Annotated in this window: 18 protein-coding genes; 7 read left to right on the top strand and 11 right to left on the bottom strand. The window is 36.3% G+C overall.

All coding sequences use genetic code 11. The features are described from left to right. Together gpmI and ABJ955_RS02410 are read right to left on the bottom strand one after the other, a co-directional pair. Nucleotides 1–1,518: a 2,3-bisphosphoglycerate-independent phosphoglycerate mutase gene (gene gpmI, locus ABJ955_RS02415; protein WP_347373010.1), complete on the bottom strand. Its 1,518-nt coding sequence runs from the start codon at nucleotides 1,516–1,518 to the stop codon at nucleotides 1–3. A gap of 30 nt (nucleotides 1,519–1,548) precedes the next feature. Further along, entirely contained in the window at nucleotides 1,549–2,301 is a 753-nt protein-coding gene (locus ABJ955_RS02410) for a M15 family metallopeptidase (RefSeq protein ID WP_347373009.1), read from the bottom strand. Between the two features lie 162 nt (nucleotides 2,302–2,463). Here ABJ955_RS02410 and ABJ955_RS02405 point away from each other — a divergent pair, with 162 nt between their 5' ends. Together ABJ955_RS02405 and ABJ955_RS02400 are read left to right on the top strand one after the other, a co-directional pair. Then, the gene (locus ABJ955_RS02405) at nucleotides 2,464–4,017 is read left to right on the top strand and encodes a T9SS type A sorting domain-containing protein (RefSeq protein WP_347373008.1); all 1,554 of its coding nucleotides are present in this window, start codon (nucleotides 2,464–2,466) and stop codon (nucleotides 4,015–4,017) included. Continuing rightward, nucleotides 4,017–4,451, top strand: coding sequence for a GNAT family N-acetyltransferase (locus tag ABJ955_RS02400; RefSeq protein WP_347373007.1), 435 nt, complete (start codon nucleotides 4,017–4,019; stop codon nucleotides 4,449–4,451). Before ABJ955_RS02405 ends, ABJ955_RS02400 begins: the two co-directional genes overlap by 1 nt. A 12-nt stretch (nucleotides 4,452–4,463) precedes the next feature. On the opposite strand, the gene pepE is transcribed toward ABJ955_RS02400, so the two are convergent. Continuing rightward, nucleotides 4,464–5,201: a dipeptidase PepE gene (pepE, locus tag ABJ955_RS02395; protein WP_347373006.1), complete on the bottom strand. Its 738-nt coding sequence runs from the start codon at nucleotides 5,199–5,201 to the stop codon at nucleotides 4,464–4,466. 129 nt (nucleotides 5,202–5,330) lie between these two features. Between pepE and ABJ955_RS02390 the strand changes: the two genes are divergently transcribed. The 5 genes from ABJ955_RS02390 to ABJ955_RS02370 all read left to right on the top strand — a co-directional run bounded on the left by ABJ955_RS02390 (nucleotide 5,331) and on the right by ABJ955_RS02370 (nucleotide 10,244). Next, nucleotides 5,331–6,152 carry a carboxypeptidase-like regulatory domain-containing protein gene (locus ABJ955_RS02390; protein ID WP_347373005.1) on the top strand — a complete coding sequence of 274 codons (822 nt, stop codon included), beginning with the start codon at nucleotides 5,331–5,333 and terminating at the stop codon, nucleotides 6,150–6,152. Next, nucleotides 6,145–6,918, top strand: coding sequence for a hypothetical protein (locus ABJ955_RS02385; protein ID WP_347373004.1), 774 nt, complete (start codon nucleotides 6,145–6,147; stop codon nucleotides 6,916–6,918). The genes ABJ955_RS02390 and ABJ955_RS02385 overlap by 8 nt, the downstream gene beginning before the upstream one ends. Before the next feature lie 63 nt (nucleotides 6,919–6,981). Next, nucleotides 6,982–7,485, top strand: a complete 504-nt coding sequence (locus ABJ955_RS02380) for a DUF6702 family protein (RefSeq protein WP_347373003.1) — start codon at nucleotides 6,982–6,984, stop codon at nucleotides 7,483–7,485. Between the two features lie 42 nt (nucleotides 7,486–7,527). Continuing rightward, on the top strand, nucleotides 7,528–9,831 hold the full coding sequence (locus ABJ955_RS02375) for a M1 family metallopeptidase (RefSeq protein ID WP_347373002.1): 2,304 nt from the start codon (nucleotides 7,528–7,530) through the stop codon (nucleotides 9,829–9,831). Between the two features lie 125 nt (nucleotides 9,832–9,956). Next, entirely contained in the window at nucleotides 9,957–10,244 is a 288-nt protein-coding gene (locus tag ABJ955_RS02370) for a twin-arginine translocase TatA/TatE family subunit (protein ID WP_347373001.1), read from the top strand. Between the two features lie 160 nt (nucleotides 10,245–10,404). Here ABJ955_RS02370 and ABJ955_RS02365 read toward each other — a convergent pair whose 3' ends face one another. The 8 genes from ABJ955_RS02365 to ABJ955_RS02330 all read right to left on the bottom strand — a co-directional run bounded on the left by ABJ955_RS02365 (nucleotide 10,405) and on the right by ABJ955_RS02330 (nucleotide 19,378). Then, entirely contained in the window at nucleotides 10,405–11,490 is a 1,086-nt protein-coding gene (locus ABJ955_RS02365; RefSeq protein ID WP_347373000.1) for a hypothetical protein, read from the bottom strand. A 14-nt stretch (nucleotides 11,491–11,504) separates the two neighbouring features. Then, nucleotides 11,505–11,999, bottom strand: a complete 495-nt coding sequence (locus ABJ955_RS02360) for a T9SS type A sorting domain-containing protein (RefSeq protein ID WP_347372999.1) — start codon at nucleotides 11,997–11,999, stop codon at nucleotides 11,505–11,507. Nucleotides 12,000–12,483: 484 nt separating this feature from the next. After that, the gene (locus ABJ955_RS02355) at nucleotides 12,484–13,125 is read right to left on the bottom strand and encodes an O-methyltransferase (protein WP_347372998.1); all 642 of its coding nucleotides are present in this window, start codon (nucleotides 13,123–13,125) and stop codon (nucleotides 12,484–12,486) included. A gap of 13 nt (nucleotides 13,126–13,138) precedes the next feature. Beyond that, nucleotides 13,139–14,695: an oligopeptide:H+ symporter gene (locus ABJ955_RS02350; protein ID WP_347372997.1), complete on the bottom strand. Its 1,557-nt coding sequence runs from the start codon at nucleotides 14,693–14,695 to the stop codon at nucleotides 13,139–13,141. A gap of 118 nt (nucleotides 14,696–14,813) precedes the next feature. Next, on the bottom strand, nucleotides 14,814–15,950 hold the full coding sequence (locus ABJ955_RS02345; RefSeq protein WP_347372996.1) for a hypothetical protein: 1,137 nt from the start codon (nucleotides 15,948–15,950) through the stop codon (nucleotides 14,814–14,816). Then, nucleotides 15,947–17,035, bottom strand: a complete 1,089-nt coding sequence (locus ABJ955_RS02340) for an amidohydrolase family protein (protein ID WP_347372995.1) — start codon at nucleotides 17,033–17,035, stop codon at nucleotides 15,947–15,949. The genes ABJ955_RS02345 and ABJ955_RS02340 overlap by 4 nt, the downstream gene beginning before the upstream one ends. A gap of 24 nt (nucleotides 17,036–17,059) precedes the next feature. Further along, nucleotides 17,060–17,845: an SDR family oxidoreductase gene (locus tag ABJ955_RS02335; RefSeq protein WP_347372994.1), complete on the bottom strand. Its 786-nt coding sequence runs from the start codon at nucleotides 17,843–17,845 to the stop codon at nucleotides 17,060–17,062. 87 nt (nucleotides 17,846–17,932) lie between these two features. Then, nucleotides 17,933–19,378: an aldehyde dehydrogenase gene (locus tag ABJ955_RS02330; RefSeq protein WP_347372993.1), complete on the bottom strand. Its 1,446-nt coding sequence runs from the start codon at nucleotides 19,376–19,378 to the stop codon at nucleotides 17,933–17,935. Nucleotide 19,379 lies beyond the last annotated feature (1 nt).

The following is a 19,379-nucleotide window of genomic DNA, read 5'->3' as shown; positions in this document are numbered from 1 at the left end:
TTAAATTAAAGAATTTTGTCTCATTATTTCAGGTATTTCAACCCCCATAATAGCAAGAATTGTGGGAGCTATATCGCCTAATATACCATTTTTAACGGTTTTTATTTCAGGGTCTACAACGATAATCGGGACAGGGTTTGTGGTGTGTGCTGTATTTGGAGTGCCATCTGCATTACGCATGGTTTCACTATTGCCATGGTCGGCGATTATAATTGTTGTATAATGGCTTTTTAGCGCTTTTTCAACGATTGCTTTTGTACATATATCAACTGTTTCGCAGGCTGTGATGGCTGCTTCAAAAACACCGGTATGGCCTACCATGTCTGGGTTTGCAAAGTTTAAACAAATAAAATCTGCGGTTTCATTTTCTATTTCAGGAAGTATCATGTCGCGAAGATCGTAGGCGCTCATTTCAGGTTTTAAATCGTAAGTAGCTACTGCTGGAGAAGGGCAAAGAATACGTTTCTCTCCTTCAAAGGGAATTTCTCTTCCGCCAGAAAAGAAAAAAGTAACGTGTGGGTATTTCTCTGTTTCGGCAATACGAATTTGTTTCTTGCCATTTTTCTCTAACACTTCACCCAAGGTATCATGGAGATTTTCCTTATTGTAAACCACATGGATATTTCCGAAGGAATCATCATAATTGGTAAGCGTTACAAAATACAATGGAAGCGTTTTCATCCCGAATTGTTCGTGGTTTTTCTGTGTTAATGCTTCCGTAAGTTGTCTGCCACGGTCAGTTCTAAAGTTGAAAAAAATTACAACATCGTCTTCTTCAATTGTTGCCATAGGTTTTCCTTTAGAATTGGTCATAACAATGGGTTCAATAAATTCATCAGAAATCCCATTGGCATAACTTTCTTCAATGCTTTTTATCGCATTTTTGGAAGGGTTTCCTTTTCCGAAGCGCAATAAATCATAGGTTTTTTTTACACGTTCCCAACGTTTATCACGATCCATCGCAAAATACCGCCCAATGATTGTAGCGAGTGCTCCACCGGTTTCTGCTAAGTGGCTTTGTAGTTCTGCAATAAAATTCTTTCCAGAATGCGGGTCTACATCACGACCATCTGTAAAGGCATGTACATACACGTTTTTTAAGTTTTCTTGTTGTGCAGCAGCTAGTAATCCTTTTAAGTGATTAATATGGGAATGCACCCCACCATTAGAAACGAGGCCTAAAAAATGTACATTCTTATTGTTATTTTTGGCATATTGAAAAGCTTCCTGCAATTCTTTTTCGTTCCTTAACGTTCCACTTTCAACGGCTAAATTTATTTTTGCGAGGTCCTGATAAACAATTCTTCCAGCCCCCAGGTTCATATGTCCTACTTCGCTGTTCCCCATTTGGCCGTCTGGCAAGCCCACATTCATACCGTGAGTAAGCAATTGGGCGTGTGGATAATTGTTGTAAAGTGAATCTATAAAAGGCGTATTGGCCTGCGAAATGGCAGAAAGAGAAGCGTCGTGAGAAACTCCCCAGCCATCGAGAATCATTAAAAGGACTTTTTTATTCATTGTGCAAAGATACGAAGTGTAGTTGGGAAATTAAGTTTCTGGAAGCAACTTCGGGTTGATATCCAAAATATTTTCTGACACATATTTTGAAACGAATGTTTTAGAAAAATGTGTGTTTCCCATTATTTTTTCTTCAGAAAGCATCTTTTTTACATCAATCTGTTCTTTGTAAGCTTTTAGCATTGGGATGGAAACGGGGGCATAACTAAAGTGCCAAGGTTCGTATTTAAAACCTTTGCGGTTGCCATTATCGGTGTAAACTTCATGAAAATTAAATGCTTCAGCATAAGCGTTTAGCCATGTTTTTAAATTACAATAGGGGCCACTTCCGTGAAAATTTTCTGGCATTAGTACATTTGCTGGGCGTGGCGCATTGGCATCAATTATATCGATATCGGTCCCCCAGTGGTGGCGTGAAGTGCCGGGAATAGTTGAATATTCTATTATTTTTTGAATTGCTTTTTCAGGAGTAAGTCCTCCGGAAGTGAATTTTTTATACTTTCCTTCAAAAATTTCTTTTTGCCGTTGAAAACTTCGGTAGGAGGAAACTATTTCGATGTTTAGGTTCTCTTTTGCTGCCGCAGCTTTCATTTTCTGAAAGGCTTCCTTTGTGGCTTTATGCATTTTTGAGGTATAACTTTCGCCAATAATATCAGGGTTCCCTTTACCAATTAATTGATTTCGCGTAAATTCTTCTGAAAAAATTTTAAAAGATACTTGTGGGACTATCGCCATACTAACTCCTACAAGACCTGTAATTTTTATAAATTCATTTCGTCTCATTAGTACTATAATGTTATTTAGTTTACTAAATTCGTTAAAAATAATTTAGTTGATGGGTGTTGTTTTCTTTTTAATTCAATTTTATGAATTGAAAACGACCTTCATTATGAGAAATCTCAAGTTATTTTATACATTTACCAACCTCTAAAACCCTGTAACAGTATGAATTTAAAGAAATTACTTACACTTAAGTTGTTTTCTGTATTTATAACGGCTTCCATGTTTGGACAGAATGTTATGATTACAAATAGTAACAACCCGAATGAACCCGCTATTATGATGAACCCCCTGAATACAAATATTTTAGTGGCTGGTGCGAATCTAAATAATCTATACCATAGCAATGATGGTGGCCTAACTTGGAGCGAACAAACAATGACCTCGCCATTCGGGGTGTGGGGAGATCCAACCTTTGATGTGGATACCGATGGAAATTTTTATTATTTCCATTTATCCAACCCGCCAAGCGGTAATTGGATAGACCGTATTGTTTGCCAAAAATCTACAGATAATGGAAATAGTTGGAGTAGTGGAACATTTACAGGTCTAAACGGGAGTAAAGCACAAGATAAGCAATGGAGTGTGGTAGACAGAACCAATGATAATATATACCTTTCTTGGACACAGTTTGATGAGTATGGAAGTGCTAATCCAGCAGATGTTTCACAAATTATGTTTTCAAAATCAACTGATGGTGCACAAACTTGGTCGCCCCCAAAAAAAATAAACGTTGTGGATGGTGATTGCATAGATGAAGATAATACGGTGGAAGGTGCTGTGCCGGCAGTGGGACCAAATGGGGAAGTTTATATAGCTTGGGCTGGCCCTAATGGAATCGTTTTTAATAAATCTTTGGATCAAGGTGAAACATGGTTAAATCAAGAAATAGCTGTAGATCCTATGCCTACTGGTTGGGATTATAGTATTCCAGGAATAAGCCGTGCAAATGGTTTGCCGATTACAAAATGTGACCTTAGTGGTGGCCCAAATCACGGCACAATCTATATAAACTGGAGCGACCAACGAAACGGGGCAGCTGATACCGATATATGGATGAGTAAATCTACAGACGGCGGGGATACCTGGAGCGGCCCTATACGTGTTAATGATGATGGTGCCGGAAAACAACAATTTTTTACTTGGATGGATATAGACCAAACGAATGGTAATTTATTTTTTGTGTTTTATGATAGAAGAAATTATACAGATACCAATACAGATGTTTATATGGCATATTCGCTTGACGGTGGAAATACGATAACCAATAAAAAAATTAGTGAATCACCATTTGTACCTAATGCAGGTGTTTTCTTTGGGGATTATACTAATATTATTGCCCATAACAATGTAGTTAGGCCAGTATGGACACGTTTACAAGGTGCAGAATTGAGTATTTGGACCGATGTTACTCCGTTTACGCTTTCCGTTGAAGATGAAACAACACAGCAAATACATGATGCAGTGCAATACCCAAATCCAGCTAGCAATATTAGTTATGTATCCTTTAAACTGCATGAAGAGGCTACGGTGAGTATCGATCTTTTTGATGCCCAAGGAAGAAATGTGTATACCGTTATAAATAATGAAACCAAAGGCTATGGTAAATACATTATTCCTATAAATTTAAGCGAAATAAATCTTACTAATGGTAGTTATTTCTGTAAATTGACTGTAAACGGAGCTTCCAAAACTCTTAAAATGATTGTAATTGAGTAATGACTAAAAATGAAATTTTAATAAGAAGTATTCCCTCATCAGAAATTTTTAGAATCATTCCCCTTTTGCAAAAATTGGGGAATCATTCTATTTCTGAAACTCTTTTGAAAGAACGTTTGCAAGAAATGGTTCAGCAAAACTATGAATGTCTTGGTGTTTTTGATGCAGAAAATTTAATAGGTGTCTGTGGGTTATGGTTTCAAACACGTCATTATGCAGGTAAAAGTGTTGAAATGGATCACGTTATCATAGATGATGCCTACCGAAGTCACGGGCTTGGTAAAATGCTTACTGAATATGTTAGTGAGTATGCCAAGCAAAAATCATGTGCTTGGGTAGAGCTAAATACCTATGTGCACAATTTCCCTTCACATAAATTTTATTACAATCAAGGTTTTGTAGCTAAGGGCTATCATTTTGTTAAAGAGCTTTGACTTCCGCATCCTTCATAACCCACTATTTTTTTGATGCGTGGTACTAAAATAATTTGAAAATTCAGTTCCATTCTCTACTTCATATGCTTTTCTTCCTTGCTCAAAAACTCGGGCTTGTAATCCACCTTTTAGGATGTTTTTTTCACCATGGACACGTACCCAACTTCCTTCACGTAAACCAACAACAGGTACAGTACTCTGGGTGTGAAATTCATTAATACGGGTTTCTCTAGTTTCCCCCATGTGTTTGCTATTTGTGTCTGGGTCTAAATAATGAGGATTAAGGTTAAATGGGATAGCGCCTAATGTTTTAAAGGATGGTGGATATACTATAGGCATATCATTCGTAGTTTGCATAGAAACGCCACAAATATTACTGCCGGCACTCGTTCCCATATAAGGCATGCCCGTATAAATAGCTTCACGAAGCTGTTGCATAAGCTCTAATTGATAAAGTGCATTCACCAAAACAAAAGTATTTCCACCCCCTGTAAAAGCACCTTTGGCGTTTTTAATGGCTTCAACAGGCTTGTTGAAAGTGTGTAATCCGATAATTTTTTTGCCAATTTTCTGAAATGCAGTTGCAGCTTTTTCAGTGTATTGGTCATGACTGATTCCTCCCGGGCGAGCGTAAGGGATAAAAATAACTTCTTCAGTATCTTTAAAAAGTTCTGCCATTTCTTCACTTAGATAATCGAGATATGCTCCACCATAAACGGTGCTAGTACTTGCTATTAGTAGGTTTTTCATAATTTTAAATTAGTTCCTTGCGGGAGGGCTTAGGAAACGAGACTGTTATTGTTTAATAAATGTAAATTTAACTATTGAAAGTGAAAACTTTAAGTTTTTGCTAACAAAACAAAAGTGTATTTTTAATGTATGACAAAAAAAATACTTCTACCGCTACTTTTTTTAACGCTGTCTTTCTCAATCTTTGCACAAGAAGTTGAACGAATTAAAGTTGTTGGAGAAATACATGTTCCACAGGGAGAGGATGCGGAAGGTATTTCTGTCTATAATATTTCATCCCAGAACGGAACCATCACAAATGCAGCCGGTACTTTTGAAATTGAAGTTGCTGAAAATGACCGAATACAAATTACGGCGCTGCAATACCAATCTTTTACAGTTAGTATAGATAAAGGAATTGTTGATAGAAAGGTGATGAATATTTTCCTAAATCCTGCTGTAAACCAGTTGGAAGAAGTGGTGGTTAGGCCATACGACCTTACTGGAAATATTAATGTGGATGTGAAAAAAATTCCAACGTATAATGTTACAAAAGATTGGGATTTGAGTTATAAAAACATGGAATACGGTTATGCATTTGAGCAAGACGCTCAAACTGCCATTGCAGGGAACGCTGCAGAAGAAGCCCTTAATGACAGAGCGTTAAAAAATGGCGCTAATATTTTAGGAATTTTGGGAGGTGTGGCACAATTACTTTTTCCAAAAGGAAATAAAATTTCAATCGAGGAAGAAAGAGAAGATTTAATTACAATAAGCAATAGTATTCAACAGCGTTTTAGTGCAGATTTTATTGAAGCAAACTTCAATATTCCAGCTGATAAAGCGGTAGATTTTCTCTTTTTTACGCAAGAAAATGGACTTGATAAAGACATGCTTAAACCAGTAAACGAAATGCAATTAATGGAGTTTCTTCTAAAGAAAAGCATCGAGTACAAAAAACGGAATGAGTAACAAAAAGATTTATTTTTTGCTACTTTGCGCCCTAGCATCCTCTTTACTTAGTGCACAGCAAAAACTATTACAAGGAAAAATTACTAATGAAACGGAGGTGGATGGTATCCATATATTAAATACTAGCTCCCGCTACAACACGGTTACTAATGAAAATGGACATTTTTCTATTCAGGTAAAACTGTTGGATACATTGATATTTTCTTCCATAAAATACAATCCTGAAAAAATGGTAATTACAGAAACTATTTATGAAAAAGGAGTAGTAACCATCGCACTTACTGAACTTGTAAATGAATTGGATGACGTTTATATTGCGCCCAATTTATCGGGTAATATTGTTGCAGATCTTAAAAGGATAAAAACGGAGAAACCAATTGATTTTGACGATGTGGGTATTCCTGGGTTTAAAGGAAAACCAGAGGAAAAAATTGTACCCTTATATTTAACAATAACGCCTTTGAGTGTAGATATAGAAGCACTTTACAAGCATATATCAGGTTATTATAAAGGGTTGAAAACACGAAGAAAATGGGAATATGAAAATAATGCCGTAGCAAAATTGCTAAATTACTACACCCTCTCTTTTTTTACAACAACGTATGGGATAGCTGAAAATAGCGTATATGATTTTTTGCTTTTCTGTGCCGAAACCAGTACTATTGAAAGTGATTTTAAAAAAGAACATTTTGGAAGTGTTTTGCTTATTTTAAACGATAAGGCAAAAATTTATAAAAATCGATCTTCTAAAGAAAATCAGGAATAATTTTTTTCTTGTAACATATCAGTACCAAAACCGTCTAATGTTCCATTAGCTTCTATTTTTTATATGAATTTTTCAAAAATCATCCTTTTATTTTTATTCTTCCCGCTGATTTCAGCAGCTCCACCGCATAAATTTTATGTAAGCATTACCAAAATAGAATACGTTAAGGAAAAAAAATCACTTCAATTAATTACTAAAATTTTTACCGACGATATAGAAGAAGCCCTACGGCAGCGATACGACCCTACTATTTCACTCAATACAAAGAAAGAAACCGAAGTTGCTGGAGAAAAACTTAAAAGATATATCCTACAAAAATTAAATGTTCAAGTGAATGGAAAAACGGTTCAGCTACACTATATTGGGAAAGAGTATGATACAGATATGGTTGTTGCTTATATTGAAGTAACAGGCATTAAAGAAATAAAAACCTTAACGGTTGAAAATAAAATGCTAATGGATTTATTCCCTGAGCAACAGAATATTATACATTTTAAAACCAAAGAAACCCGCCGAAGTTTGATTCTTGATAAAGACGAACCTAAAGGTAGTTTGGATTTTAATTAATAAATTGCCAAACGTTAGAATATTTTAAAATTCAGAATTATTATGCGATTACTAAGCTCATTATTCCTTACATCACTTTTTCTTTTTTCTGTTGCAGTTTCTGCACAGGAAGAAGAAACTACAAAGCGCGAACCAGGACATTATAATACCAACCGTTTTAAGCAACTTTACGAAGAGTTTTCTACACCAAATATGTTTCGAACCGCTAGTGGTGCACCGGGTCCTAGTTATTATCAGCAACAGGCGGACTACGTTATGGATATTGAGTTAGATGATAAAAACACAAAAATAACTGGGTTTGAAACTATAACCTATACTAATAACTCACCCGACAAATTAGAGTTTTTATGGGTGCAGTTAGATCAAAATGTTAGGGCTAAAGATTCAAAATCACCTTTAATTGAGTCTTCAGATACTACTCCTGCTGATATGGCTGGCAATTTTGTTAAAACCTATATGCAAGAAGGTTTTGATGGTGGGTTCAATATAATGGCCGTAAAAGATGCTAAAGGAAATCCTTTAAAACACACCATTAATCAAACGATGATGTGTGTAGATATGCCGAAAAATTTAATGCCAGGTGAAAAGTTTGTCTTCTCAATTAAATGGTGGTATAAAATAAATAACCATGTAATAAATCGTGCTCGAAGTGGTTATGAAACATTTGAAGATGGAAATCATGGCTTTGTAATTGCACAGTTTTACCCGAGAATGGCAGTTTATAATGATGTAGAAGGTTGGCAAAATAGTCAGTTTTGGGGAAGGGATGAATTTGCGCTTCCTTTTGGAAATTTTGAAGTAAATATAACCGTTCCTGCAGATCATATTTTGGATGCCACTGGAGAGCTTCAGAATAGAAAAGAAGTTTTTACCAAAGAAATGATGAATCGTTACGAAGCTGCACAAAAATCATTCGATAAACCCGTAATTATTGTAACTCAAGAGGAAGCTGAAGCTGCTTCAAAAGGATTTTCAAACGCTAAAAAAACATGGAAATTTAAGGCTGAAAATGTACGTGATTATGCCTTCGCTTCTTCTCGAAGGTATATTTGGGATATGATGGCTGTAAAAATGGGAAATCGCTCTGTTATGGCTGTTTCAATGTATCCCCCCGAAGGAAATCCACTTTGGGAAGATTGGTCTACACGCGCTGTGGCAAGTACCTTGAAAACATTTTCGCGAATGACTTTTGATTATCCGTATTCAAAAGCAATTTCAGTAAATGCAAAAAACCAAGGTATGGAGTATCCAATGATTTGTTGGAATCATGGACGTCCAGATAAAGACGGAACTATTAGTGATCGCAAAAAGTTTGGAATGATGAGCGTTATTATTCATGAGGTAGGACACAATTACTTCCCAATGATCGTTAATAGCGACGAACGCCAATGGACTTGGATGGATGAAGGCTTAACTACCTTTACGCAATATGTTGCCGAGCAAGATTTTGCACAAACATATCCTGAAGCAATTGCACCAAACAAAAAATATCCTTCCCGTCGTGGTCCTGCCAATAAAATTGTAGATTATATGGCTGGCGATCAAAGCCAGTTAGCACCAATTATGACAAAAGGGTTAAACACTTATAATTTTGGGGCAAATGCATATGCAAAACCTGCAACGGCACTTAATATTCTTCGTGAAACTATAATGGGGCGTGAGCTTTTTGATTTTGCTTTTAAAACATATGCAAATCGCTGGATGTTTAAACACCCAACCCCCGAAGACTTTTTTAGAACAATGGAAGATGCATCTGCAGTAGATTTGGATTGGTTTTGGCGCGAATGGTTTTACACCACAGACTATGTAGATATTGGAATAAGTGACGTAAAGAAATTCTTTGTTACTTCAAAAATGAATAAAGAAGTAAAAGAGATGATGGCTGCACGCGGTATTTCAGAAAGCGATCTACCTCCTTTAGTTTATTTGGTTGAGGAAGGAAGTGAGGATTTTGATGAAAGCATGCGAAATTCAAAACTTGACGAAGTTCAAACTTTAAAAGAATATATTATGGATAATATTCCAGTTGCAGAAAGAACAAAATTGAAAAGGCCAAATTATTTTTACAAAGTCACTTTTAATAAACCTGGTGGTATTCCAATGCCGATTATTGCAGAATATACTTATAGTGATGGTACTTCTGAAAGAATAAAATACCCCGCAGAAGTCTGGAGAAAGAATGATCAATCAGTAGGAAAAGTAATTGCTTCGGAAAAGGAAATAGTTAAGATTCAGGTAGATCCTGATGAAGAAACTGCAGATATAGACACTTCAAACAACGCTTGGCCAAAGAAAAAAGAACTAGGCGCTTTTGATCAATTTAAGAATCAAACAAAAACGGATTAATTTGTGTTAATTGCAAAATACCCTTCTTCAGCACTTATTGAGGAAGGGTTTTTTGTGCCTAGTGATTTTTAGAAAAACTCATTTCGCATACCCCAAAACTCAGAACTCGTTAGTATATTTGCACAATGATATCACAAGCATTTTTTTTATTTATTAGCGGTGCCGAAATAGGTTTTATTTTGTTCATTGTGCTTTTAGTATTTGGTGCAGATAAAGTTCCAGAAATCGCTAGAGGCTTGGGAAAAGGAATACGGCAAATTAAAGATGCAACAAACGATATTAAATCTGAAATAACCAAAGGTGTCGAAAAACAAGGTATTGATGTTGATATTACCAAAGACGTTCAAAAACAAATTGACCAAGTGAAAGAAGAGGTAGAGGAAGTTACGGGGCCAATAAAAAGAAAGTTCTAAACCTTAGGAACCCTAAATTAGTAGGTAGCTACTTATTTTATATACATAACATATTACCAAAGTAAAAAAGGTTTCAGGGATTTTTTCCCCTGAAACCTTTTTTTGTGCCCTTTTACTGATTTCGAAAAAAGATACTTATAAAGCTCCCTCTCAAAGCTTCTTAATGATTTCCGTAAACCACAAAGGTAAAAGCGCTGTCTCTTGCCACTCCAGAAGCATTTTGAATTCTTACTGTAAACGAATTTGGTCCTGTGGGTTGATATCCGGCAATTTCAGGTGTTCCGAAACCTCCAGTATATGGTGTAATCAAGACGATACAGTTGTCCATATCTGTGGCGTGATCAAGGACAATGTCATATGTACCCACTGCTGGATTTGCAAAGGATGTGATTCCATATCCTGTTTGAATGTCATTAAACCCCAAAGCCACACTACCAAAAGCAATAGGCATAGAATTACCATAAACAGTATTTAGTTGAGGTGCTGTTGTAGTAGTATTTATTAAAGTGCGGCCATTACCTTGAACTTGAAAAGCAACAGCTCCTCCATTTCTGGCCTCAATAAACTGTGCGTCTGCACTGCTTCCTGCAGGCATTTCAAGATTCATAATGTCATTACTGGCGGTAACTACATTGGTAGCACGCACATCTAATATTTCGCCAACTACTGTATTTTCTCCACTTATCGTTAGAGCATCTGCACTACTAGCACCATCACCAATTCTAGCTCCTAAGGGCATAGTATCTGCAGATTTTGCATAAGGGACACTCACAAATTCGGTAGTGCCTACAGAAGTCCCGTTTAATGATACTTCTAAAAAATGTGTATTTGCAGCCCAATTTATGGATAATCCCGCTACACTTCCTATCTGTACAGAGAATACCCCATTAGCATCAGTTGTGGGGTTTTGTGTTTCTGAAAAAACAACTGTTCCCCCAGCTGAGCCTTCATGGATATCGAAATCTACCGTAATAGAGGTATTTATAATTAAATCGCCAGATGTGTCTCTTGCCACTGCCTGGTAATTTATTGATTGTGATGCGGTCATTTTGCTTTGTGAAGCTTGGTTTAGCTCAACACCTTCATTATCTAGTTTCGTATTTACAGTTTTACTAGCTTGCTGTGAAGTTCTTAGTTCATTGTAGTTTGAATGGTTGCTTTTACCACCTTCTACATTTTGTGCATTTATTCCTGAAAATGTCAGTAAACAGGTTGCAATAACGATATATGTTTTTAATGTTTTCATAATTGTAATTTTTTTTATTGTTTAATAATTTTAAATGATTTTGATTTTTTTGTAGCGAGTTGTTCAATGTTTAAAATATAGGTACCACTACTAAACCCATTAAAATCTAAGATTGCATTGGAAGTACCGTCAGCATGTTTTTTTTGATGTACCTGTCTTCCATTTAGGTCATAAACAGTTATTCCAAAACTTTCACTTGTCATGTCCTTAAAACTAATAGTAAGGTAATCAGTTACCGGATTTGGATATACTGTAGTCTGTACTTCAAATGTGAAGTCTTCATTACTTAACACCACGCCTTCAATGGCACCCAGCCAAAATCCTTGGCCTAAGGATTCGCCATTAGAGCGTTCTCCAATAATAGCTTCCCCAGCTGTAAAACTTAAGGTGTTAGACGCTCCACTAATGGTTGCGCCAGAACTTGCGATTACTTCTTGACTTATACTTTGTGCATGTGTCATGCTCAACGTTATAAGTGCAATGAGTAATAAATAGATTGGTTTTTTCATAATTTATATTTAAAAGGTTAATACTACTTTACTCACTTTTTAGGTTCGTAAAAATTTTGACAAAATGATCATTGATGAATTATCTATGCAAAAGTGCATCAAGCAACTCCTTCTTAAAGAATATAAACAACTGATTTTGTGGTGGTAAACCCCCCAATTTTTTAAAGCGTATTCCTTTAATTTTAAAATAACCCCCTGTCTTATTTAAGGGGTTTACCTTTTATTTTTAAGAAGAAATGAAAAAAGACTGTTCACAATATGCGACCGTACGCATACAGTGTACTGCTTATTAGTGAATTTTTTAGTTATAATAGGTAGCGTAAATGAAGGGAATGGTAAATGAAGAATTACTAATACCTGCAACCTATTGCGATACAACACAATTTAAACTAACGATAATGAAATGTGACAATCTACAAGGAGTTCTATAGTTTAAAACCCCAAAAAAACTATCAGTAGTAGTAATAGGGATAGGTTTTTAAAATTAAATTACGCGACTTATTGTTAATCCATCGCGAATGGGAAGTAGGACAGTTTCCAGTTTTGGATGTTCGTTAAGGGTCTTATTGTACGTAAGTAACGCCTTGGTGTCTAGGTCGTCTTTCTTTAATTCTTCAACCACTTTTCCGCTCCAAAGAACATTGTCACTTAATATTACAGCTCCTTTGTTTAGCCTCGGAAGAATTATTTCAAGATATTTTGGGTAGTTGCTTTTATCAGCATCTATAAAGACTAAATCGAAAGTTTTATTTAGCTTTGGAATTATTTCTAATGCATTTCCTAAGTGTTGGAAAATTTGCTTCCCATAGGAAGATTCATCAAAATATTTTCGTTGAAAATCATATAATTCTTCATTAATATCAATGGTATGAAGTTCTCCGTTCGGATGCATTCCTTCGGCTAAGCATAATGCAGAATAGCCTGTATAGGTGCCAATTTCTAATATGTTTTTCGGCTGCATCAATTTAGCAAGCATACTCAAAACCCGCCCTTGAAAATGGCCGCTTAGCATTCGTGCTTGCATTTGTTTTTGCCAGGTTTCACGGTTTAACTTTTTAAGTAGTGCAGGTTCTGCCTGCGAATGCTTTTCTACGTAATCGTTTATTTTTTCAGGAAGAAAATCCATTATAGCTATTTATTTAATGAATGCCATCCATCATTTTTTTGATGAATGGTGCAATTAGTATTGCAAATATACCTACTATCATGCTAATTACTCCAAAACTTGCATACACTGAAACATACGAAAATAATTGCTGAAAGGCGTCGCTCTGTCCTAAAGCCATTTGGGGCGTTAATCCGGTGATGTATTCAGTGATATTTCCGAAGATTCCTTCGGAAAACACATTTGTATTACCATCAGAAACGGTTGTGAGTTTTGCTATTTTTCCCGCAAAAAAGTGTCCGTAAAAATTTGCAGAAAACCAAACCCCCATAATAAATGCTATATATTTCACTGGTGAAAGTTCAGTCATTTTTGAAAGTCCGATGGGAGATAGAAATAATTCTCCAACGGTTAAAACCATATAGCCAATCACTAAATAGGTCATTGATGTTCTAGCAAAACTATCTACACTATGAGCAGAAAATGCGAAGACAATAAAACCTAAACCAAGAAAAAATAGGCCAAGACCAAACTTTACAGCTGAGTTTGGGTTCATTTTTCTACTACTTAAATACGTCCAAAGCATAGAAAATGGAATGGCAAAAAGTATAATAAAGCCTGCGTTGATGCTATTTGTACCCGCGGCATCCATACCGACTAAGTTTACATTTCTATCTGCAAAAAGCGTTAATGAACTTCCTGCTTGTTCAAAAATAGCAGCAAACAAAGTGTATAGTACCGTAAAATATACCGCGACCAAAAGCCGTTTTTTTTCTTTAGTACTTACGGTAGAAATAATATAGCCAATATAAAATATCAAAAATGCCGAAACAATCCAAACCAAATACCCTTCAAACTCATGAAACTTTACAAGGGTTGAAAATATTACTACAGCAGCAAGTGATGCAAAAATTATAAGCTTTCCTTTGCTTAAACCGAAGTGTTTTTTGTCGTAAACTGCTTGATTGGGAACAAAGCCTTTGTTTCCAAAAACATTTTTTTTCATACCTCTTTTAAAAACTAAAAGCCCAGCAACCATTCCAATTCCAGCGAGAACAAAGCCATAATGCCACCCATACGTTATTGCAAACCATGCACAAACAAGTGGCGCAATTGCAGCACCTAGATTTATTCCGAGGTAAAATATGGTAAAACCAGAGTCTCTACGCGCATCGCCTTGAGCGTATAATTCACCCACAAATGAAGAGATATTTGGTTTAAAAAAACCGTTTCCAACAATTATTAAACCGAGTGAACCATAAAAGAAAACAGGCATTTCAATGGAAAGAAAAAAGTGACCTAAAACCATTAAAATTCCACCGAGAATGATTGCTTTTCTATATCCAAGAATTTTATCGGCTAAAATACCCCCAATCATAGGGGTTACATAAACGAGCGACATATAAGCGGCGTAAACACCGAAAGCCATATCGTCATCATAAAGCAAATGTTTGGTCATATAAAGCACCAACAAAGCGCGCATTCCGTAGAAGGAAAAACGCTCCCATAATTCAGCGAAAAATAAGTAAAGTAATCCTTTTGGGTGACCGAAAAGTTGCGGTTGTTCGGTTTCAATGATTTTGTTGTCCATCGTTTTATGTTTTAAACTTTGGGCAATGTAGCAACCAAATTTCAGTGAGGGGGTAACTGTTTCAAATTATACTAAATAATAGCGAAATGTGACTAATTGTAAAGCCAGTTACAATGAATTACAAAATGGTCTTGTAGTCTTTGTTTTCGGCGCTTTCAGAGAATTCTTCAAGCAATGTTTTATCAATAGTAATGTTATTAGGAACAATTCGTAAACGATATTTACTTTCACCAATAAAGGTAAAAAGATCGCGTCTGTCCAGTTTTTGGGCATCATCTAGTTGCAGAATATCGTTTATATTTTCAATGATGCGCGTAAGGTAGGTTTGGTTTTTTATTTCGCCACCAAGATTTACCGGAATACTTTGGGAATCTCCTTCCCCATATTTTCTTCGAATAGCGAATTTTAAAAGGTTTTTATATTGTGTAGTTTTTGAGCCGAAATCAATGGTTTGATCGTAGATATTTTTTGTTGGAATGTTTAATTTCATCAAACTCCAATCTAAAAAGTGAATGCTAATTTCATTTGGTTTTGGCGTACTTGCCAAACGGATTACCCAAGTGGTAGCTAGAACTAAAAAGGTAGAAATCAAGGAGGTTTTAGCAATTATTTTTATAAAATTATTGCTAAAATCATTTCCGAAGTTTAAAAATACTTCAGAAATCTGTGAAATAAAAGTCAGTAAAATTATGACTACAGCTATAAGTCCAATAATTTTTAAACCACGATAGGCAAAGGTTCTATAAAATGAAACTCCCAGTAAGTAACAAAGAAAGGCTGAAAGCAATAAATCGGGTATTGCGCTAATGCGAATATTTTGCACCACATTGTTTTCACCCAACAGAAAAGGAAGAATAAATGTAATGATGGAGGTTAATATAATAACTGCAACTATCTTTTTTACATTTTTTAGGTTGTGATAAATGAATCCTGGCGCGTAATAAAAATAGAAGAGCGCCAATAACAGAAACATATTATTTACTATTGAAAAAATATTTACGCCAATAAAAAAACCTTGGCTTTGGGTAAAGTGAAAAACGGTTCCTCCAAAAATCCAACATCCAGAAAGCACCCAAACAAACATTGCCATGCTAAGATACAGCAATGCTTTATCAACTCTTTTTTGAGATTCATCCTCTTCCAAAAGCTGGCTAAATCTATTGCGAATATTAAACCATAGCGCAAGTAATAGTACACCGCCAATAAAGGCAATGCAAATATGTGATAGGATATAGAATTTAGCTACTTCGGTCATTTTTCACCAAGAATTCTTTTAACTAACTTTCGTTTTGCAGCTGCATCGTCGCCACAAAGCCACTGTAATACGTTGTCTTCCCACATAGCATCAGATTGTTCTTCGGTAATAATTTTACGTTCCATAGCTAAATCTAAAATTTTTCCTGGATAGGAAGACTGTGGAGCGCTTTCCATTTCGCCCAATGGGTATGGATCATCAAGTCCGACTAAAACTTGCTTAGCGCCTTGGTTTTTGACTACTAATTCTAATGAACCAGTATCGTGAACCAGAGTGTCAAAAAATATGTTTTTATGTCCAACAGCTTTCCGTGGATGTGTTTTTCCTTCAAAAAGATCTGGACGGCCATCAAAACCTTGAATTCTTCTCCCTAGATTTATTTGTGCTAATTGTCCACCATGGGCAAAACAGGTGCGCATGTTTGGATACTTATCTGCATATCCATTTAAAGTTAAAAAGTGATACGCATCTGCGCACTGTGCAAGCATCCATATTAGATGAAAACGCCAAGAAGTATTTTCAAGTTTTATGAATTTTTCACCATCATATGGATGTATTTCAACAGCAAGATTGTATTTCGAAGCTAGTTCAAATATAGGCTCATTTTCTTCATCAAAAATACAACGCCACGTACCAATGGTGTCCATATAATGGGTTGGCAAGCATAAAAGTTGGAGCCCTAATTGTTCCACGCAACGTTCAATTTCCCATAAAGCACCGCGCACAAAACCTGGGTGCACAACAAAACCACAGGTAAATTTTGAAGGATGGTCGTGTTGCACTTTTGCATTAAAATCATTCTGGAAACGAAGCGCTTGTTTCATTTCTTCAACACGAAGCCCATTTCCATAAAGTTGCGAAAGATTTAAAACCACAGCATGGTCAATTTTAAAACGCTCCATCCATTCCAGTTTTTCATCGAGGAAAAAACTAGAATCGGTAACTGGCCGGCTCCAATCTTTTTGAAGCATAAATTTCCGGTCTTTATCTACCCAAAAAATACCCTTGTCTTGCATAAATTGTGGAATTTCCTCAGGATAGGGAAGTAGGTGTGAATGACCGTTAATGCGGAGTTTTCGTTTCATAGGTTTTTTTAAAGAATGTTAAAGTTACAAACTTTTGGTGCGTCCACCATCCACAGGAAGGTTTATTCCGTTAATATAGCTTGCAGCTTCACTGGCAAGAAAAGCAACTGCATTTGCAATTTCACCAGGTTGTGCAAAACGTCTTGCCGGAACAAGACTTTTCATAAATTCGCTGGCTTCTTTTTCAGTCTTATTCATTTTTTTGGCTGCATTGCCCACAATATCTCCCAGCCTATCTGTAGCTGTAAAACCCGGTAACACATTGTTTACCGTGATACCAAACTGTCCTAATTCATTTGCAAGTGTTTTACTCCAACTAGCAACTGCCCCACGAATGGTATTGCTTACGCCCAGCCCGTCGATAGGCTGTTTTACTGAAGTTGAGATGATATTGATAATTCTACCATAATCAGCTTCTTTCATTCCTGGAACCACCGCCTGCACCAATATCTGGTTACAAACTAAGTGCATGGAAAAAGCTTTTTCAAACGCATCAGTTTCTGCTGAAAAAATTGCCCCCCCTTTTGGACCACCTGTATTATTGACTAAAATGTGGAATGTTTTGCTTGAAACGGCCACTTCCACTTTATCTTTTAATTGCTGTGGATTGGTAAAATCGGCTACAAAGTAATTGTGTTTTTGTCCGTTGTCGTGGTCAAGTTCAATCAGTGTCTCTTTTAATTTTGTTTCATCGCGTGCAACCAAGGTTACAGTCGCTCCTAGGTTTGCTAGCAAAATTGCTGTTGCTCTTCCTATTCCTGCGGTGCTTCCGCAGACTAAAGCATTTTTATTTGTTAAATCTAAATTCATAATATTTCTTTTGTCACCCTGAGCGCAGTCGAAGGGCTTTTATGTTACAATTTCAATCGGGCTTCGACTGCGCTCAGCCTAGCATTCTTATTCATATTTTATACACACATTCTTCGTTTCTGTAAAAAAACTAAGTGCTTCAAACCCACCTTCACGGCCTACGCCGCTGTCTTTCATTCCGCCAAAAGGAGTTCTTAAATCACGGTTTAGCCATGTGTTTACCCAAACAATCCCAGCTTCTATATTTTTTGAAATACGCATGCTTCGGTTTAAATCTGAAGTCCAAAGTGTGGAAGATAAGCCATATTTAACAGCGTTTGCCATTTGCAATGCTTCTTCCTCAGTTTCAAAAGGCATGATGGTAACGACTGGGCCGAAAATTTCTTCTTGGTTTACACGGCATTGGTTGTCAAAAACCTCAATAACCGTAGGTTCTAAATAATATCCGTTTTCAAAATCCTTTACGGTTATTCTATTTCCACCACAAAGAATTTTTCCACCTTCTTCTTGGGCAATTTTAATGTAGGATACTACTTTTTCTAAATGTGGTTTTGAAACTAAGGCGCCAATAGTTGTTTCGGCATTAAAAGGATTGCCTATTTTTAATTGTTTTACTTTTTCAACAAAATCTTTTTTGAACTTCTCATAAATTGATTTCTCAATAAAAATTCTACTTCCGCACAAGCAAATTTGCCCTTGATTTGCAAAAGAAGAGCGCACCGTAACGGCGAGCATTTTATCATAATCGCAATCTGCGAAGATGAGGTTTGGATTTTTTCCGCCCAATTCCAAAGAAAGTTTTTTAAACATAGGAGCGGCGGTTCTGGCAATGTGTTCACCAGTTTTAGTTCCTCCTGTAAATGAAATTGCTTTAATGTTTTTATGCGCTACAATTGCTTGCCCTGCGGAAGGGCCCGAGCCTTGAACGATGTTTAAAACACCTTTTGGTAGGCCTGCTTCGGTACATAGTTCACCTAAAAGAAAGGCGGTAAGTGGTGTAACTTCACTGGGCTTTGCGACTACCGTATTTCCTGCAGCGATTGCCGGTGCGATTTTCCAAGAAAATAAATAAAGCGGCAGATTCCAAGGTGAAATACAACCCACTACACCAAGGGGTTGCCGCAATGTAAAATTCATCGTGTTTAAACCTACGCTTTCGTGTGCTTCACTGGAAAATTGGGTGATTGCATTTCCGAAAAAACGAAAATTTGCAGATGCTCTTGGAATATCAACTGCCAAGGCTAAACTAAGTGGTTTGCCATTGTCTCTGGCTTCAGCTTCTGCCAAACTAAGCAGCTTTTCTTCGATTAAATCTGCGATTTTTAGAAGAATTCGGCTACGTTCTTCAATAGTCGTGTTACTCCATTTTGAAAACGCTTGTTTGGCGGCTTGATAGGCATTTTCAATATCCTCGGCATTTGAATTTGCTATTTGTGAATAGACTTCGCCATTGGAGGGATTGTAATTGTCCAACCATTTTTTTGAAAGTGGCTCAACGTATTCGCCGTTTATATAGTTTAAGATTTTTTGCATT

Origin of the sequence: Aequorivita sp. Q41, from assembly GCF_039831855.1 — a bacterium.
In the GTDB taxonomy this organism is placed as follows: Bacteria; Bacteroidota; Bacteroidia; order Flavobacteriales; family Flavobacteriaceae; genus Aequorivita.
This window is presented reverse-complemented; position numbering and strand designations above follow the sequence as displayed.

Excerpts from the sequence above, each read along its gene's own strand:
- gpmI (WP_347373010.1), bottom strand. The coding sequence starts at position 1,518 with ATGAATAAAAAAGTCCTTTTAATGATTCTCGATGGCTGGGGAGTTTCT.
- ABJ955_RS02410 (WP_347373009.1), bottom strand. The coding sequence starts at position 2,301 with ATGAGACGAAATGAATTTATAAAAATTACAGGTCTTGTAGGAGTTAGT.
- ABJ955_RS02405 (WP_347373008.1), top strand. The coding sequence starts at position 2,464 with ATGAATTTAAAGAAATTACTTACACTTAAGTTGTTTTCTGTATTTATA.
- ABJ955_RS02400 (WP_347373007.1), top strand. The coding sequence starts at position 4,017 with ATGACTAAAAATGAAATTTTAATAAGAAGTATTCCCTCATCAGAAATT.
- pepE (WP_347373006.1), bottom strand. The coding sequence starts at position 5,201 with ATGAAAAACCTACTAATAGCAAGTACTAGCACCGTTTATGGTGGAGCA.
- ABJ955_RS02390 (WP_347373005.1), top strand. The coding sequence starts at position 5,331 with ATGACAAAAAAAATACTTCTACCGCTACTTTTTTTAACGCTGTCTTTC.
- ABJ955_RS02385 (WP_347373004.1), top strand. The coding sequence starts at position 6,145 with ATGAGTAACAAAAAGATTTATTTTTTGCTACTTTGCGCCCTAGCATCC.
- ABJ955_RS02380 (WP_347373003.1), top strand. The coding sequence starts at position 6,982 with ATGAATTTTTCAAAAATCATCCTTTTATTTTTATTCTTCCCGCTGATT.
- ABJ955_RS02375 (WP_347373002.1), top strand. The coding sequence starts at position 7,528 with ATGCGATTACTAAGCTCATTATTCCTTACATCACTTTTTCTTTTTTCT.
- ABJ955_RS02370 (WP_347373001.1), top strand. The coding sequence starts at position 9,957 with ATGATATCACAAGCATTTTTTTTATTTATTAGCGGTGCCGAAATAGGT.
- ABJ955_RS02365 (WP_347373000.1), bottom strand. The coding sequence starts at position 11,490 with ATGAAAACATTAAAAACATATATCGTTATTGCAACCTGTTTACTGACA.
- ABJ955_RS02360 (WP_347372999.1), bottom strand. The coding sequence starts at position 11,999 with ATGAAAAAACCAATCTATTTATTACTCATTGCACTTATAACGTTGAGC.
- ABJ955_RS02355 (WP_347372998.1), bottom strand. The coding sequence starts at position 13,125 with ATGGATTTTCTTCCTGAAAAAATAAACGATTACGTAGAAAAGCATTCG.
- ABJ955_RS02350 (WP_347372997.1), bottom strand. The coding sequence starts at position 14,695 with ATGGACAACAAAATCATTGAAACCGAACAACCGCAACTTTTCGGTCAC.
- ABJ955_RS02345 (WP_347372996.1), bottom strand. The coding sequence starts at position 15,950 with ATGACCGAAGTAGCTAAATTCTATATCCTATCACATATTTGCATTGCC.
- ABJ955_RS02340 (WP_347372995.1), bottom strand. The coding sequence starts at position 17,035 with ATGAAACGAAAACTCCGCATTAACGGTCATTCACACCTACTTCCCTAT.
- ABJ955_RS02335 (WP_347372994.1), bottom strand. The coding sequence starts at position 17,845 with ATGAATTTAGATTTAACAAATAAAAATGCTTTAGTCTGCGGAAGCACC.
- ABJ955_RS02330 (WP_347372993.1), bottom strand. The coding sequence starts at position 19,378 with ATGCAAAAAATCTTAAACTATATAAACGGCGAATACGTTGAGCCACTT.